This is a genomic window from Brotaphodocola sp., assembly GCF_050873365.1.
Taxonomy (GTDB): Bacteria; Bacillota; Clostridia; order Lachnospirales; family Lachnospiraceae; genus Brotaphodocola.
In genome coordinates, this window is record NZ_JBNMIQ010000022.1 from 17557 (window position 1) to 34013 (window position 16457).

The window sequence follows — 16457 nt, forward strand, 5'->3', positions numbered from 1 at the left end:
CTGCAAAAACATCTCTGGAAAATGAGAAATAGAGGCGCAGAAAATCAGGACTCATAACATAAAGGCTATGTTAAGATTAAGAAAAGAGATATGGAAAAATGCACAAAAAAGACTCGCAAATCTTCGGATTTCACGGGTCTTTTTTGTGTGTTATGCAAAATAATTTCAAAATCCCCGAAATACTATTCAAAATACTTATAGATCTCTCAAAAGTACGCGTTTTACTTAGAGAGAAAAACTCGCTATAATGACATCGTCAACGAAATGACAATCACAAAATCGTGAATGAAACGATCGTAACCGGTGCGATGTTCAGACAACAAATCAAACGAAAAAGATACAAAAAAAGATACGAGAAAAAAGAAATTTAGCAGAGAAAGAGGAGTTGGGTATGTCACAGGAAACACAGATGCTTCTGGGATTAGTTCTTGGAATTGCAATCATGATCATTCTGGTCATGAAGACGAAAACTCATACGTTCATTGCACTTCTTCTGGCTGCACTGATTTGCGGTCTTGTAGGAGGCATGACTCCGTCTGATGCGATCACAGCGATTCAGGATGGATTTGGAAACACATTAAAGAGTACAGGTATTATCATTGGACTTGGCGTTATGATGGGCGGTATTCTGGAGAAAACCGGAGCTGCCGAGCGTCTCGCTTACACCTTTATCAAGGCAATCGGAAAAGGAAAAGAAGAGTGGGCACTTGGTGTCACCGGATGGCTGGTTTCGATTCCGGTATTTGCAGATTCCGCAGTTGTTATTTTCGCACCTCTGTGTAAGGCACTTTCCCGTGTCAGCGGAAAGTCTGTTGTAGGTCTGGCGCTTGCAATGGCATGTGGTCTTCAGTGTACGCATGTACTTGTTCCGCCGACTCCGGGTCCTCTGACTGCTGCCGGAATGATGGGCGTTGATGTGGGTCAGATGATTATTGCAGGAAGCCTGCTGTCCATCCCGATCTTTATTGCAGCAATGCTGTACTCCAAGTGGATTGGAACGAAAATCTACCAGGTTCCGAACACCGATGGTACGTTTGACCGCAAGGAGTTCAAGAAAGAGTACATCAAGTCTATGGATCAGCTTGATGAGATCATGAACGCAAAAGAGCTTCCGGGTCTGTGGGATTCCCTCTCCCCGATTCTGGTTCCGATCGTTCTGATTCTCTGCAAGACCGTTGCCGGTCTGACCTCTCTCGACAGTGGTGCTGTCTATGAGGTCATCAGCCTGCTCGGTTCCCCGATCGTGGCACTTGGAATTGGTACGACGATGGCAGTTTACGGTCTTGGAAAACATATGGATCAGAAAGAAGTCATCGGCATCATGAACGAGAGCATCAAGGATACCGGTATGATTATGCTGATTACCGGTGCCGGTGGTTCTCTTGGTAACATTGTAAAAGTCAGCGGTATCGGCGATGCCCTTGGCGCAACGGTTATGGCTCTTCCGATCCCGGCAATCCTGATCCCGGTTATCATCGGTGCTATGATGCGTCTGGCACTTGGATCTGCAACCGTATCGATTACAACCGCAGCATCCCTGACGGCTCCGCTGATCAGTCAGCTCGGATTGAATCCGGTTCTGATGGCACAGGCAAGCTGTATCGGCGCAATCGCATTCAGTTACTTCAACGACAGTGGATTCTGGGTATTTAACGGAATGTTCGGTCTGACGGAGCTGAAAGATCAGGTAAAATGTAAGACGGCTGTCTCCCTGGTCATGGTCGGTGTCGGCATTGTAGAACTGTTGATTCTGAGCGCAATCTGGAAATAAAATCAAAGATAAGAGATAAAATAAGAAGAAACCTCCCCTGTGGTTTTGGGTCAGCCACAGGGGAGATTTTTTGTTTACTGCGGAGCATTTTTGAGCAAAAGCATAATCAGATCGCGGATTGGACCGGTCAGGATGATTCCTTTTGAGTAGGCAATGACGACATGAAAGATCATCGGCTCTGGCAGAGAGAACAGGTGGCACCCTTCCGCGTGATCGTAGACCGAGCGCGGAAGGAAGGCGATGCCTTTACCGTTTGTGACCATGTTGCTCGATGCATTCAAGTCGCGGATCTCACAGAGAACATCCGGAGTGAACGAACAGTGGGAGAGGATCTCTCTCTCAAGACTTCGGAAATAGCTGTTCTGCTGGTTTAAGATAAAGGGCTCATCTCGAAGCAGGGAGAGATCAACCCCATGTTTCTCAAATGAGGAAACTGCGGGGTGAGAGGCGGGCAGGGCAAGCATGAGTTCTTCATCTCTGAGGGGCATGAACTCGAGCATCGTGTGGCTTGCCTCCCTCGTTGCGATGACGGCGAGATCTGCCATTCCATTTGAGAGGTAATCCTTTGCGATCGAGGCATTGCCATCGATTGTGCTGATTCTTGTATTCGGATGGAGCTTGCGAAACTCAGACAGGATGTCGACGGAGAAATCCGGCAGAAGCGCATTATTATAGATGAAAGTGATCTGGCGTTTTCCAGACTGTTCGAGTTTTCGGATCTCCTCAAGTGCGTGCTCGTAAATGCTTTGGACGGATCGCGCTCCGTTCACATAGATTTTGCCGGCATCGGTGAGAATCATCTCGCCCCGCTCGCGCAGAAAGAGCTTTGTGCCGAGGCGCTCCTCGACGCGCTTGAGCTGTCGGCTGATCGCGGGCTGTGAGACGAGAAGGCGGTCGGCGGCGCGGGAGATCGATTTTTCCTCCGCAATCGCGATGATGTATTCAAGAGTTTGGGTGTTCATAGTATCTCCTTTTCTGAAAATGTGCTCTCGGAGTTCCTTTAGGTGTTTTCTTAAAGTCCTGTGAGAAGTGGGCTTGGTTGGGAACGCTCAAGTGGGGGATTGGGGGCAAACTCTTCCCAGATCGAGCGAGCGATTGCGTTGAAATCCGGAGTGTAAATCGGATTTGAGAGATCATGACATATCATCAGATAGATGAAGTAGCGTTCACTCGCTGACAGGACATGATTTTTCCGAAGAATGACACAAAGATCCAGGGAAATCCGTGGGGAGAGCGAGAAGTAGACAATGTCGGAGGAGTGCTCGATTGCAAATGAAATAGGAAGAAAACCGACACCGGCTCCGCCACAGATCATATTTCGGATGACGATGTTATTTCCACTCTCAAAGACAACGGTCGGATGGAAACCAGCCTGGCTGAAAATGTAGTCGGAGACGGCGCGAACTGAGCTTCCCGGGGACATGATGATGAATGGAGAGTCAGAAAACTCGTTGATCGAGACAGAGGCAAAGCGTTGCCCGGCATTTCGTTCGCTTGCACGCCCGGCAAGCGGGCGGAAGGACGGGACACCGAGGACGATCTCTTCGCGAAAAAGCGTCACATAGTCAAACTCGGTGGATTCCGTGTCAAAACACGTTCCGAGAGAGCAGGAGACACTGCCGTTTCTTACCATTTCTTTTAAGTCGCGCATATAGCCCTCGCGCATTTCCAGACGAACGGTGGGAAAACGCTGAGAAAATTTCGAGAAAATCTGCGCTGCCATCGCGGAACCGCGCAGGGGAGTCACACCGATGCGGATTGTCTCAGTCGGCTTGACGCTGAGCTGATGAATGGACTGAAGGGTCTGTTCCTGCACAGCAAGAATTTTTCTTGAGGCATCGAGGTAGATGCGTCCGGCAGGCGTCGGGATCATCTGTTTCTTGTTTCGGACAAAGAGGTCGATTCCGAGTTCACACTCTAAGTTGGAGAGAAAGGCACTTAAAGTCGGCTGGGAGATCCCGAGTTTCTTTCCGGCTCCGGACAGAGTACCGGTCTCGGCGATTGCGACAAGGTAGGACAGGGTTTTGATATTCATATGGAATTCCTTTCTAGGGCTTATGGTTTTGCACAGGGCGAAAAACGACTTGTGCAAGAAAAGCGAGAAGTGAGTTGGATAAGGACAGAATAGTGGATGTGGGGCGAAAAGTCAAGAAAAAGTATAGTTTTTTGTAATAATATATATAGCGGTAGTTGGATTGTACTCTTGCAAAGACAATGATAGAATACTAACATAACAAGTGGGAAGAAAAAGGTTTTGTGAACATTCTGCACGGCCGAACATCATGAGCAGAGGGCAAACTGGATTCTTTTTGTATGCAAAAATGTAATGGGAGATAGTTTGAGATGAATGTACAGATGATAATGGCTTTGTGTATTCTGGTATTTATGGTAGTCATGCTGTTGACGCATGTTCTGCCGTATGGTGTGACCGCAATGATCTGCTGTGTTCTCTTTGTATTCACAGGCGTTTTGGATCTGAAAACAGCGTTTTCCGGTCTGTCGAGCAGTACGACGCTGATGATCGCACCGATGATTGTAGTTGCAAGCGCACTCGGAAAGACGAGTTTGATTCACCGGTTAAGAGGGGTGATGGGAAAACTTCAGGGAAAGAGCGGTCTGCTTCTGATTCTTGGTATGTGCGGAATGACGATTGTTCTGTCTCAGCTGATGGGACAGGTTGCCTGCATTTCCGTTATGCTTCTCTTTATTCAGACTTTTGACGATGACAGCGAGTACTCTCCGTCGAGACTGCTGTTTCTTGTAGCAACGATCAACTGTCTGGCAACCTCCAAGTTCCCGATCGGTATGGGAGCAACAATGCCGGGCACCATCACTTCCTATTATCAGGGACTGGTAGGACCGGAGGATTATCTTGGAATTACCGATTTCTGTAAGGCAGGAATTCTTCCGCTGATTGTAGGAACCATTTATTGTGTGTTATGCTATAAACTGATCCCGAACGGAGCAATCGATAAGTCTCAGGTTAAGGATGTCAAGGATGCAGAGCCGATCTCCAAGAAAAATGAGTTCATGATCTTTGCAGTATTTATCGCAATCATGTTGGGATTTGCATTTACCGAACAGCTCGGAAGCGACATCACGAATGTGATTCCGTCTGCCGGTCTTCTGATTCTGATCGTGTTTAAGGTACTTCCGATTCCGGAGGTTATGAAGACTCTGACCTGCGATATGGTATGGATGGTAGCCGGAATGAGCGTTGTCTCCACTGCCCTTTCCAAGACCGGTGTCGGCGAACTGATCGGTCAGACCGTATTAAATATCCTTGGTGGACATCCGAGCGGACTCTTTGTCAGCATCGTCTTCTGTGTTGCCTGTGCGCTGATGACAAACTTCATGTCCAACATGGGAACGATGGCTCTGATGAGCCCGATCGCAGCTTCGACCGCACTTGCAGGTGGAATGAATGTGAAGGCAGTTGTTCTTTGCTGTTGCGTATCTGCATGGCTCGCATTTGTAATGCCGACCGGTTGTTCCGGAACGATGATGGCATTTGGTATCGGCAATCAGAACCCGATCAAGACGATGAAGTTCACGCTTCCGCTTCTTGTGCTCACGCTGATTGCGTTGATTATCGGAATTAATATCTTCTTCCCGATTTACGGTTAAAACTCATTTACGGATGAGGTTAAAAAATCGAGTCCTGCTTCATCATTCATTTGCTGAGGCAGGACTTTAGTGGCAGGATGGCAAAATGCTTTGTCTATGTCAGCTTGAAAAAGAAAAAAAGGAGAGCTCATACAATGAGAAAAGTATTTGATCCAGGTACAAAAAAGAAAACTCTGACATTGATTGATAATGTCGTATATTCAAATGTAAAAGATCTCGAGGGAAATCCTCTGGAATTGAAGATGTCGATTCTGCTTCAGAATGGAAACAGCGAGATGCGTCTGGCAGTCGGTGAGGATGATCCGAAGGAGGATCACAGCCCGAAGCCGGCACTCGTGTGGATTCCGGGCGGTGGCTGGAGAGGGGCTGACAAGAACCTGATGCTCGGCGAGATGGCAGAGTTTGCAAATGCGGGCTATGTTGTGACATCGATCTACTATCGGAGCAGTGCACAGGGACATTATCCGGACCAGTTACTCGATGTGAAGACCGCAGTTCGTTTCCTGCGTGCAAATGCAGAAAAGTACGAGATTGATCCGGAGCGGATCGGTGTGTTTGGAAGATCCGCGGGCGGTCATCTCTCTGCGATGATGGCGATGAATCAGGACGGATTTGACGGTGAAGAGTGGGCTGGCTACTCTTCTGAGATTCAGGCAAGTTGTGACATGTTTGGACCGGTCGATGTGCGTGCGCTGATGGAGGGCGAGGAAGCCCGCTTCTCCGATCCGAATTTCCGCTGGCATCGTCTTGAGGATACCCACGGCGGTGCGCTGATCGGCGGAGATCCGGCTACGATGAAGGAGAGAGCGGAGCTTGCAAGCCCGGTCAACATGGTAAATCCGAAGATGTGCCCGCTCCAGATTCTGCACGGTGACAATGACCCGCTCGTCCCGATCGAGAAGAGCAGTGAGGTGCTCTATCAGAAAATCGTGTCTGCGGGAATGGAGGATCGAGTAGAATTCTACACCTTCCCGGGTGCCGGACACGGTTCAAGAGAGTTCTTCCAGGATTCAGTCAAGAAACTGCAGATTGAGTTCTTTGACCGTTACCTGAAGAAATAGGATATAAGATTTAGACTTGACTTACCAGGACTCTTCTTTTGACCAGTATTCTTTCGCAAGGCGAACGAATTCCTTTGCGCCGGAGCTTAAATAGCTTCCCTTCTTGTGAAGGATCGTCATATCCCAGGTTGGGTGGTCTTCGAGGGCGAAGCAGGCGAGGCGTGCCGAAGGATTGCGAACATAATAATGAGGGATGATACCGCAACAGAGTGTCGATTCGACCATCGGCACGATGCTTGCGGTATTGTTTGTCTCAAAGAGGACATTCGGGGTAAATCCCGCCTTTGCAAAAATCTGGTCGCAGACAGCTCTGAGTGTGGAGTTCTTGTCCATCAGGACGAAAGGCTCATACTGGAGCTCTTTTAAGTCGAGGATCGAGAGCGGTTTGCCGGGGGCGGAGGCACGGACGGCGAGCGGATGACCGGACGGAATGATGATGCTCATCTCCTCGGTTCCGAGAAGGATGTGGTTGTCGCTCGTCCGCTCGCTGAGCGGAAGCGTGATGAAGCCGAGATCGATCTCTCCGCGCGCGACGGCCTGCTGTTGGAGGTAGACGCGCATCTCAATCGGGACGACCTGAAGGTGGGGACAGTTCTTGTGAAGTTCCGGGTAGATGCTCGTGAACATCCGAAGTCCGCGTCCCGGCGTCAGACCGATCGTGAGCTTTCCTTTCTGGATGTTGGAGACATCATAGATTCGGTTGTAAGTCTCCTTCTTGATGCTCAGCATGGCTTTTGCGCCCTCCACATAGATTTTGCCGGCTTCGGTCAATCCCCAGTTGGTGCGGGAGCGGTGAAAAAGCGGAGTCCCGAGTTCCTGCTCAAGTTTTAAGAGCTGTTGATTTAAGGCGGACTGGGAGATGAAGAGCTTTTCAGCTGCGCGTGTGATGTTGTTTTCTTCTGCAATCTTCAAAATATATTCAATCTGTTTGGTATCCAAGCGATCGACTCCTTTTAACAAAAAATATATTTTAGTATAACATAAATATTTCGTCAGAGGTACTCGGAGATTCTCATTTACAGATACCACTAGATACGACTCACTACTCTTAGAAAAACTGATAGGTCTATTGGAATCCTGTATTTTACTTATCGAGAAAAAATGCATATAATAAGAACATGATGAAGGCGATGAAAAAAGCCGACAACAAACCCTCTAGCTTGGAAGAAGTGGAAGATGTGTGCTGGACGCATTTTCCACTTCTTTTTCTTTTCTATGATTTTTTTTCTTCTTTCTCTCTTGAATTTTTCTGTATTTTTACAAAAAAATAAAAAACAAAGATATTTAATAATAAAATCAGATAAATAAAACGACTTTGGGAAAGAAAAACCAAGTATTTCTTAAAGTGTTAAAAAAGTATAAAGTTTCCATCCCCCTATTGACAGAGTGACAAGTTGTCATTATAATGAGTGACAGATTGTCACCAAAAGTCTGTGCTCGTGTGAGGTGATGGATGACCGGTTCCGGCGTTCAAGTCTGTGCTCTGTGAGCGTTGACGAAATACAGAGACCGGGCAGAAAAACATGAGTCAGATTGCATCTGTCGGCGGACAGTCGCATAACAATCAGAAACAGGTGTCAGAAATCGGAGACAAACAAAAAGGAAGGAAAAGGAAGAGAAATGAAAGGAAAGATGAAGTGGATTGTTGGCGGAGTCGTGGTGATTCTTGCCGGAGGATTGATTTTTACCCGCTTTTTCAAGAAAGAGCCGGTCGTGGAGTATGAGAACCGTCCGACCGTTGCAGTGGAACAGCCACAGCAGGGAAATATTGTATTGTACACGGATGTGACCGGTATCGTGGAGCCCCAGTCCCGAGCATCGGTGCTTCCGAAGATGGGCGGTGAGGTTCTGGAGGTTTATTTCCAGGCAGGAGATACCGTGAAGGCAGGACAGCCGTTAATCAAGATTGATTCGGACGCTCTGACTTCCCTTCAGCTTCAGGTCGATGCCGCAAAGGTCGCTCTCGACAATGCAAATGACAGCTTAGCTCGTACTCAGGCACTTGCCGTGGATGGATTTGTGTCTCAGCAGGCACTTGAGCAGGCACAGAACGGTGCAAAGAGCGCGCAGATCTCCTATGATTCTGCAAAGCATCAGTATGATCTTCAGGTCGAGTACACGACTGTGACCGCTCCGATGGACGGTGTGATTGAGAGCCGTAATGTCGAGCTTCACGATCATGTGAACAGCCAGACTGCGATCTGCGAGATCTCCGGACAGAATCAGCTCGAGGTGAAGTTCGGTGTAACTGAGAAGACGATGAAGAACATGTCCCTTGGCGATACGCTGACCGTTGAGAAGAATGGAAGCACGAGAGAGGGAAGCATCACAGAGATCGGTTCGATGGTAAACAGTTCCACAGGTCTTTACGATGTGAAGGCATCTCTTCCGCAGGACGGAAGCCTTTCCAATGGAACCCGCGTCAAGATCACCGTTGTGATGGATCACGCTGATGACGTGATGACGGTTCCGGTTGACGCAGTCAACTACGATGCAGGCGTTCCGTTTGTCTATGTATACAACAACGGTATCGCAGAGAAGACCGAGATTGAGACCGGTATCTATGATTCTGAAAGAATGCAGGTGATTTCCGGATTGAATGCAGGGGATCAGATCATCACGACATGGAGCAATGAGCTTGTAGCAGGTCAGGAAGTTCTTCTGGACAACGGAACAGATTCCACGGAAACTTCTACCGATTCTTCCAGTGAGTCTTCTGCGGAGAGCGCAGAGAGCAGTGCAGACAGTGAGACAGGAGCTGACAGCGAGGTGAGCGCGAAATGATTAATTTGACAAAATTTTCTCTGCGCCGTCCGGTGACAGTTATCCTGTGCCTGATTACGTTCGCGTTTTTCGGCTTGCAGGCACTGCTCGGGGCGAAAGTAGAGTTGACTCCGGAGATGGAGATGCCGATGCTGATCATCGCAACGGTTTATGCCGGAGCGAGCCCGGATGATATCAATGAGTTGATTACGATGAAGGAAGAGGACGCGATCTCGACGCTCGACAGCGTAGATTCCGTTACTTCCTATTCTCAGGAAAATGTTTCGATCGTACTGGTTCAGTATGAGTACGGCACGAACATGGATACCGCATACATCAACTTAAAGAAGGCGATCGACGGAATTCAGAGCGATCTGCCGGATGACGCAAACACGCCTTCGATCGTGGAGCTCGATATGAACTCCCAGCCGGTCATTTCTCTTGCAATCAGCGGAGATGTGAGCGGAAACCTTTATACCTATGTCGACAACAACATCGTGCCGGAGTTTGAGAAGCTCAGCTCCGTCGGTGAGGTTTCGATTTCCGGTGGTCAGCAGTCCTATGTGCGGATTCAGCTTGACCCGGAGAAGCTGGCTCAGTATCATCTGAGCATGAATACCGTGGCACAGCTTGTCGGTGCCGCAGACTTTACGATTCCTGCCGGTGATGTAACCGTAGGAAAGCAGAAACTCGATGTCAGCGTCGGCAACGATTATGACAGTACCGAGGAACTCAAGAACATCGTGCTTCCGCTTGCAGGCGGTGATACGATTCATCTGTCCGATGTCGCAGAGGTCTATGATGCGCTTGAGGATGCCTCCTCAATCGGTCGTTACAATGGACAGGATGTTATCTCTGTCGGCATCAAGAAACAGCAGAGCAGTACGGCAATCGACGTATCAAAACAGGTACTTAAGCAGATCACAAAACTTGAGGCTGAGTATCCGGATATGACGTTTACGGTTGTAAACGACAGCAGTGAGATGATCACAAGCTCCATTAAGAACGTAGCACAGACGATGATCATGGCAATCATCCTCTCGATGATTATCCTGTTTATCTTCTACGGAGAGCTTCGTGCTTCCGTCATCGTAGGTACTTCGATCCCGGTTTCTGTTATGATCGCTCTGATCTGTATGAACGCGATGGGATTCTCGATGAACGTTATCTCGCTGACATCCCTTGTACTCGGTGTCGGAATGATGGTAGATAACTCGATCAACGTTCTCGACGGATGTTTCCGTGCAAAGGAAGAAAAGCCGAGTTTCTATGAGGCAGCGATCGAGGGAACAAAGACGATGATCGGTTCGATCATCGGTGGTACGGCGACGACCTGTGTTGTATTTATTCCGCTGGCACTGCTTTCCGGTATGAGTGGACAGCTGTTCAAACAGCTCGGTTACACGATCGTATTCAGCTTGATTGCATCTCTGTTCTCCGCAGTCACGATCGTACCGCTGTGCTATCTGCACTGGCATCCGCAGGCAAAGGAGACCGCTCCGGCTGACCAGATTTTGAAGCATTTCCAGGCATGGTACCGCAAGACGATGCCGAACGTGATTCCGAAGACAAAGACCGTATTTATCTCTGCAATCGCCCTTCTCGTTCTTGCATTTATGATGGCAAGCCGTCTGGGCATGGATCTGATGGCATCCGCTGATGAGGGAATCGTCGACATGACGATTCAGGTAAAGCCGGGTCTGACGATCGAGGCAGTCAATGATGCTGTGAAGGGTCTTGAGGAACTCGTCGCAAGCGATGAGGATGTCGATCACTATCTGTTGACTTACGGAGCGAGTGGACTGAGTGTCGGAGCAAGTTCGGATGTAACGCTGACCGCATATCTGAAGGATGACCGCAAGCTCTCAACCGATGAGGTTATGGATAAATGGAGACATGAGACCGCATATTATAAGGATTGCACCGTTTCGATGGAGAGCGGAAGTTCGACTTCTTCTAGCTCGATGTCAAGCGGAGATCAGATCGAGGTCGATCTTCAGAGCGTGGACTACGATGCATTGAAATCGGCAGCCGATCAGCTTGTTGAGGAACTGAGACAGCGCGACGATGTCATGCAGGTACACTCCTCGATCGAGAATGCAGCTCCGGTTATCAAGGTAAAGGTTGACCCGGTTACCGCAGAGGCGGAAGGACTGACCCCGGCAAGCATCGGTTCTGTGATTTATTCGAACCTGAGTGGTGTGAAGGCATCGACGATCCGTATCAACGGAGAGGATGTCGATGTAAAGGTTGAGTATGCTTCCGACCGTTACGACACGATCGACAAACTTCAGGGCATGATGATCACGACGGCGACGGGCGCAACGCTTCCGCTTGAGGATCTCGCAGAGATTTCTTATCAGGACAGCCCACAGCAGATCAAGAGAAAAGATAAGCAGTATCAGGTAGCAATCACGATGCAGCCTCAGGCTGACGCGAAGAAGACCGCAAAGCAGGCAGTCAATGACTATGTGAGAAACGAATGGAACATGCCGGCAGATGTCGAGATGGCGAAAAACAGCATGGATGAGATGATGGGTGAGGAGCTTGGTGCCCTCGGTGGAGCACTTGGAACCGGTATCTTCCTTGTCTTCATCGTCATGGCAATCCAGTTCGAGTCCCCGAAATACTCATTGATGGTGATGGCGACGATCCCGTTTGCAATGATCGGTTCGTTCGGTCTTCTGTTCCTTGCAGACAGTACGATCAGTATGACTTCGATGCTCGGATTCCTGATGCTTGTCGGTACCGTAGTAAACAATGGTATCCTATATGTGGATACCGTAAACCAGATGATTGGAGGCGGAACCCCGCTTGACAAGGTACTCGTTGAGGCAGGAGCGATCCGTGTTCGCCCGATGATCATGACAACGCTGACAACGATCATCTCGATGATCCCGAACGCATTTGGATACGGTAAAGCCGGTGCGATGATGCAGGGTATGGCACTCGTAAACGTAGGCGGTCTGACAACTTCGACGATTCTGACCCTGATCCTTCTGCCGACATTCTACCGGTTTGTATACATGCTGGGAAGAAAGTGGGTAGACGGAGAACCGATGGCGGATTAAGAAAGGGAAAGAAAAGATGCCAACAGAGAGATTTATGCGACTTCCGGAGCAGAAAAAGGCTGTGATCCGGGCGGCCGCAATGAAGGAATTTGCGAGAGTTCCTTTTGAAAAAGCATCCATCAATCAGATTATTCATAATGCAGGGATTTCAAGAGGAAGTTTTTATACCTATTTTGAAGATAAATCAGATGTCGTGCAGTTCTTGCTCGAGGACATGAGACGGGAATTGCAGGAGTTCTGTGAGAGAGAGATCAAGAGAAGTGGCGGAGATTACTTTGCCCTTCTCGATCAGATGTTTGAGTATTTTGTGCGGACGCTTCAGGAGACGGACGGTCTGCTTCATATGGCAAAGAATCTCTTCTCGTATCAGGAAAATATTCAGGGAGTCGGTTTTAAAGACTGGTCGAGACCTTGCAACATGGCATCAGAAGATAGTCCGTCAGCGTGGTTTTTCAGCCTGGTTGATAAAAATCAACTGCGTGTGGAGACCGTCGAGGATTTCTCGGCACTGATGCCTCTTGGGATGACCGTGATTCTGCTTGCGATCAAGCAGTACTATGAGAATCCGGATTCCCTGGAATTTGTGAGAGCGATGTTCCACAAACAGCTTGATATTCTCAAGTATGGTGTGCTGAAAGAGCGTCCTTTTCACGAAGTGTAATAAAACCGTAATGAAACGGGTGCGGAAAGGGTAAGGTTTCGGTGTTATACTAAAATCAGTAACACGAATCACATTATGAAAACCAGATACCAAAACCTTACCCACCAACATGATAAGGAGAGAAAAATGAGATTATTACGATATATTCTTCCGGCCGGCATCGCCGGTGTCCTGGCGGTGTCCGCCCCCTTAGTGGCATACGCCTCAAGTCCGGAGTTTTCCCGGACCGCAGAGGAGTGGGCGCAGTTGCGGGATGACAAGATCGAGTATTCAGAGCTTGCCGGTCTTGTGCACGAGTACAATGCGACAGTTCAGAAAGATCAGATTGATTACAATGAGTTCCGCAAAAAGTACGGAGATACAAAGGAAGATGTCGCAGATGAGTATCGCAAACTGGCGGCTGATCTGCGAGATGCACTTTCCTATCCGGATGTCGATGATTCCAACTACGGTTCGATGATGGCACAGATCATCAACAACAACCAGACCGCAAAGACGTATGAGGAAAAGGCGGACGACGCACTTGAGGACAGCTATGTCAAGTACATGACGAACTGCCAGACTGAGGCAGGCATTGTGCAGAGCGCGCAGAGTGAGATGATCAGCTGGTATCAGAATCAGATCCAGCTTCAGGTTGATCAGAAGGCGAAGGAACTCGCACAGGAGAATTATCAGGCGGTTGAGGCGAAACGCAATGCGGGCATGGCAACGGACATTGAGGTTCTGAGTGCGCGTGAGTCTCTTCGCAGTACCGATCAGGCACTGATCAATGACCAGTCTGCAATTGATACCGGAAGACAGAAACTTCAGGTAATGCTCGGATGGTCAGCAAATGCAAATCCGGAGATCGGTCCGATTCCGGATGTCGACAATGCACGAATCACCGAGATGAATCCGTCAGTCGATAAGGATAAAGCACTTGAGAACAACTATACGCTTTTGATCAACAAGCGTCAGCTCTCGAATGCGAGAAGTCAGGATAAGAAAGATGATCTGACGACGACGGTTGCGGATAATGAGCGCGCGATTGTGGCTTCTGTGAACAGCAGTTATCAGTCTGTACTTTCCGCAAAGACCGCTTACGATCTCTCTGTAACTCAGGCAACGCTTGAACAGCAGAACCTTCAGATTGCACAGAGAAAGGCACAGACGGGTCAGCTCGACAACCTGTCCCTGAAGACTCAGCAGAATACGACGGAGACCGCAGAACTGACGGTGCAGATCAACCGCTACAAACTGTTTCAGGCGATTCAGAATTATGAGTGGACGATCAACGGTTTAGCAGGAACGTAAGGCGGTGAGGGCATGAGAAGAATAAAAACAAGAAGAGAGAATGCAAAACGCAGTTTTTCTCGTCTGCTGACGGTCATGCTCGCCACGGCAGTTCTTGGCACTTCGACGGCAGTTGCATTTCCGACTCAGGCATGGGCGGGAGCGGGTCCGTTGAGTGACCGTGTGAACTCCGGATATGATGATGCGACCTGGGCGAAGTTGACTGATGATGTGATCGAGTATGATGAGGTTCCGAGCCTGATCCATGAGTTCAACACGACGATGAGAACGCAGTGGGACAATCTCGACGAGACGAGACAGGATCTCGCAAACAACCTCGAGGAACTCCAGAGTGCGAGACGAAAGGCGTCCGACCGTCTTGACAATGCGAAAGATGACGGGGATCTCTCGGCAGTCATCAACAGCACGATTCAGAAAACTGTGCTGAATGTCGTGATCAAGGCGATGAGTTCGGCAGCAGTCAATCCGCTCAGCAAGAGCAATTTGATTCAGCTTGAGAAGGCGGAGAAGCAGATCACGATGTATGCGCAGTCTGCAATCATCTCCTATGATTCCCTCTCAAAACAGCGCGCTGTTCTGGTTCATATGAAGGAACTCTATGATCGCCAGTACGCGCTTGCGCTCAAACAGCAGGAACTCGGAATGGCGACGGCGACCGATGTGCTGACAGCACAGAAGAATCAGCTGACGGCGCAGTCGAATATTGAGACGATTGACAGTGCACTCACCCAGATCCTTCCGAAGATCTGCACGATGACCGGATGGCCGGCAGATGCGACCCCGCAGATTGCGTCGATTCCGTCTGTGGATACCTCAAAGATTGATCAGATGAATCTCGAGGAGGACACGAGAAAGGCGATCGGAAATAATACCCAGCTTCAGCAGTTGCGCCGTTCTGCCTCTGCAAATACCTATGCAGGTGATACCGCGCGTCTCAACGCGATCAATGAGAGCGATGAGAAGATGACGATCAAGATGCAGGAACTCTACAATGATGTGCAGGCGAAGCTGGTCGCTTATGAGGCCGCAAAAGATGGCTTCGAGTCAGCAAAAAAGAGCGCGGACAGCTACGCAAAGATGAAAGAACTCGGGATGATGTCGGAGACGCAGTATCTGGGAGGAATGCTCAGCTATTACAGCAAGGAGGCTTCCTACGAGAATGCGGATACGGCTCTGCGCCAGGCGATTGAGACGTATCAGTGGGCAGTCACCGGACTTGTGAATCCGGATTAAGGTTTTCGATGAGATCAATAAAAGGATGAAGGGCGAGAGTTGATGAGGCGAAAACTGGGAGATGAGAGTATAGAGTTGATGGGTGAGGGGCGTCTTTGGGCGGGAGAAATCCCTGCAAACTCGCTCTTGCTCCGAGTTGGGGGCGTAGCAGTGCATAAGGTCGTAAAGTACGCGACCTAAGCACTGACGGCCCAAACGGGTTTGCATGGACATTCCCGCCAAGACGCCCGCCTACATTCTGGTATTTTTTTAGATGTCTAAGAGGGAATCATCAGCCATTCAATGACTGAGTAGTTCACTTGGAATTAACGATACGAGAGAGAAATAGCGGAAAAAGAACTTCCAGATCAGGACGATTATCCACGAGAGCGGGGTAATCGTCTTTTTTGATCACAGATTTCAGCTTGGCGAGTTCTTCGGCGGAGAGTGGTTTGCAGACCTCGTCGGTGAAACAGAACGCAGGGTAGAGGACGCACCACCAGTTGTGACCTTGTCCACTTCCGAGGATGAGGCGAATGGCATCGTAAGTTCCGCAGGGAAAAACGAGGCGGTCGTAAGTCCGGGTTGGAAAGTAGGTGTGCTCGAGGGAGAGGTTGGACTGGTAGGAAAAGCCGTGTTCAGCGAGGTAGGCGTCCGTAGTCTGTTCAATAAATGGTTTGGAGGAGAGAATCCATTGAATCGTTTCCTGCTTGTCAGCGTGTTTGGGGAGATTTTCTTTGATTAAATCGAGGATCAGACTGCGGACTTCGAGTTTGACGCTCTGGTCTTCCTCGCGGTCGCTGTCCGCAAGCACATGAAAGCGCAGAATGGAAGGGGCAATGTGGGTGGCAAGCGATTCCCGCTGGTTCTGGAGCGCGGTCAGGCAGAGCAGAAAGACGAAAAGAATCACGGTGAGAAGTCCCGGAAAATAGGGATGGGTGGAGCAAAATGACTTTTTCAAAAAAATCTTCCTTTCTGTTAAAGTTCCTATTTGTTTC

The 16457-nt window shown here is 49.1% G+C and carries 12 protein-coding genes; 8 read left to right on the forward strand and 4 right to left on the reverse strand.

The genetic code is table 11. From position 1 onward, the window contains the following. Positions 1–391: 391 nt before the first annotated feature. On the forward strand, positions 392–1771 hold the full coding sequence (locus ACR0QT_RS10530; protein WP_432630741.1) for a GntP family permease: 1380 nt from the start codon (positions 392–394) through the stop codon (positions 1769–1771). A gap of 74 nt (positions 1772–1845) precedes the next feature. Here the strand turns inward: ACR0QT_RS10530 and ACR0QT_RS10535 are convergent, their stop codons facing one another. Next, positions 1846–2733: a LysR family transcriptional regulator gene (locus tag ACR0QT_RS10535; RefSeq protein WP_432630742.1), complete on the reverse strand. Its 888-nt coding sequence runs from the start codon at positions 2731–2733 to the stop codon at positions 1846–1848. A gap of 50 nt (positions 2734–2783) precedes the next feature. Then, positions 2784–3806, reverse strand: a complete 1023-nt coding sequence (locus tag ACR0QT_RS10540) for a LysR family transcriptional regulator (protein WP_432630743.1) — start codon at positions 3804–3806, stop codon at positions 2784–2786. Between the two features lie 308 nt (positions 3807–4114). Between ACR0QT_RS10540 and ACR0QT_RS10545 the strand changes: the two genes are divergently transcribed. Both ACR0QT_RS10545 and ACR0QT_RS10550 read left to right on the forward strand, forming a co-directional pair. Next, entirely contained in the window at positions 4115–5398 is a 1284-nt protein-coding gene (locus ACR0QT_RS10545) for an SLC13 family permease (protein ID WP_432630744.1), read from the forward strand. A gap of 134 nt (positions 5399–5532) precedes the next feature. Beyond that, a complete protein-coding gene (locus tag ACR0QT_RS10550; RefSeq protein ID WP_432630745.1) occupies positions 5533–6459 on the forward strand; it encodes an alpha/beta hydrolase fold domain-containing protein in 927 nt (308 codons plus the stop codon). A 21-nt stretch (positions 6460–6480) separates the two neighbouring features. On the opposite strand, the gene ACR0QT_RS10555 is transcribed toward ACR0QT_RS10550, so the two are convergent. Further along, complete coding sequence (locus ACR0QT_RS10555; RefSeq protein ID WP_432630746.1) at positions 6481–7398, reverse strand: LysR family transcriptional regulator; 918 nt, start codon at positions 7396–7398, stop codon at positions 6481–6483. A gap of 681 nt (positions 7399–8079) precedes the next feature. Between ACR0QT_RS10555 and ACR0QT_RS10560 the strand changes: the two genes are divergently transcribed. The 5 genes from ACR0QT_RS10560 (at position 8080) to ACR0QT_RS10580 (ending at position 15480) form a co-directional block, all read left to right on the forward strand. Further along, positions 8080–9243: an efflux RND transporter periplasmic adaptor subunit gene (locus tag ACR0QT_RS10560; protein WP_432630747.1), complete on the forward strand. Its 1164-nt coding sequence runs from the start codon at positions 8080–8082 to the stop codon at positions 9241–9243. Continuing rightward, positions 9240–12293 (forward strand): efflux RND transporter permease subunit, encoded by a 3054-nt coding sequence (locus tag ACR0QT_RS10565; RefSeq protein WP_432630748.1) that lies wholly within the window; start codon positions 9240–9242, stop codon positions 12291–12293. Before ACR0QT_RS10560 ends, ACR0QT_RS10565 begins: the two co-directional genes overlap by 4 nt. A gap of 16 nt (positions 12294–12309) precedes the next feature. Then, positions 12310–12954: a TetR family transcriptional regulator gene (locus ACR0QT_RS10570; protein WP_432630749.1), complete on the forward strand. Its 645-nt coding sequence runs from the start codon at positions 12310–12312 to the stop codon at positions 12952–12954. A gap of 126 nt (positions 12955–13080) precedes the next feature. After that, complete coding sequence (locus ACR0QT_RS10575) at positions 13081–14247, forward strand: TolC family protein (RefSeq protein WP_432630750.1); 1167 nt, start codon at positions 13081–13083, stop codon at positions 14245–14247. A gap of 12 nt (positions 14248–14259) precedes the next feature. Continuing rightward, entirely contained in the window at positions 14260–15480 is a 1221-nt protein-coding gene (locus ACR0QT_RS10580; RefSeq protein WP_432630751.1) for a TolC family protein, read from the forward strand. A gap of 295 nt (positions 15481–15775) precedes the next feature. On the opposite strand, the gene ACR0QT_RS10585 is transcribed toward ACR0QT_RS10580, so the two are convergent. Next, positions 15776–16420 carry a stage II sporulation protein R gene (locus ACR0QT_RS10585; RefSeq protein WP_432630752.1) on the reverse strand — a complete coding sequence of 215 codons (645 nt, stop codon included), beginning with the start codon at positions 16418–16420 and terminating at the stop codon, positions 15776–15778. Positions 16421–16457 lie beyond the last annotated feature (37 nt).

Excerpts from the sequence above, each read along its gene's own strand:
- ACR0QT_RS10530 (WP_432630741.1), top strand. The coding sequence starts at position 392 with ATGTCACAGGAAACACAGATGCTTCTGGGATTAGTTCTTGGAATTGCA.
- ACR0QT_RS10535 (WP_432630742.1), bottom strand. The coding sequence starts at position 2,733 with ATGAACACCCAAACTCTTGAATACATCATCGCGATTGCGGAGGAAAAA.
- ACR0QT_RS10540 (WP_432630743.1), bottom strand. The coding sequence starts at position 3,806 with ATGAATATCAAAACCCTGTCCTACCTTGTCGCAATCGCCGAGACCGGT.
- ACR0QT_RS10545 (WP_432630744.1), top strand. The coding sequence starts at position 4,115 with ATGAATGTACAGATGATAATGGCTTTGTGTATTCTGGTATTTATGGTA.
- ACR0QT_RS10550 (WP_432630745.1), top strand. The coding sequence starts at position 5,533 with ATGAGAAAAGTATTTGATCCAGGTACAAAAAAGAAAACTCTGACATTG.
- ACR0QT_RS10560 (WP_432630747.1), top strand. The coding sequence starts at position 8,080 with ATGAAAGGAAAGATGAAGTGGATTGTTGGCGGAGTCGTGGTGATTCTT.
- ACR0QT_RS10565 (WP_432630748.1), top strand. The coding sequence starts at position 9,240 with ATGATTAATTTGACAAAATTTTCTCTGCGCCGTCCGGTGACAGTTATC.
- ACR0QT_RS10570 (WP_432630749.1), top strand. The coding sequence starts at position 12,310 with ATGCCAACAGAGAGATTTATGCGACTTCCGGAGCAGAAAAAGGCTGTG.
- ACR0QT_RS10575 (WP_432630750.1), top strand. The coding sequence starts at position 13,081 with ATGAGATTATTACGATATATTCTTCCGGCCGGCATCGCCGGTGTCCTG.
- ACR0QT_RS10580 (WP_432630751.1), top strand. The coding sequence starts at position 14,260 with ATGAGAAGAATAAAAACAAGAAGAGAGAATGCAAAACGCAGTTTTTCT.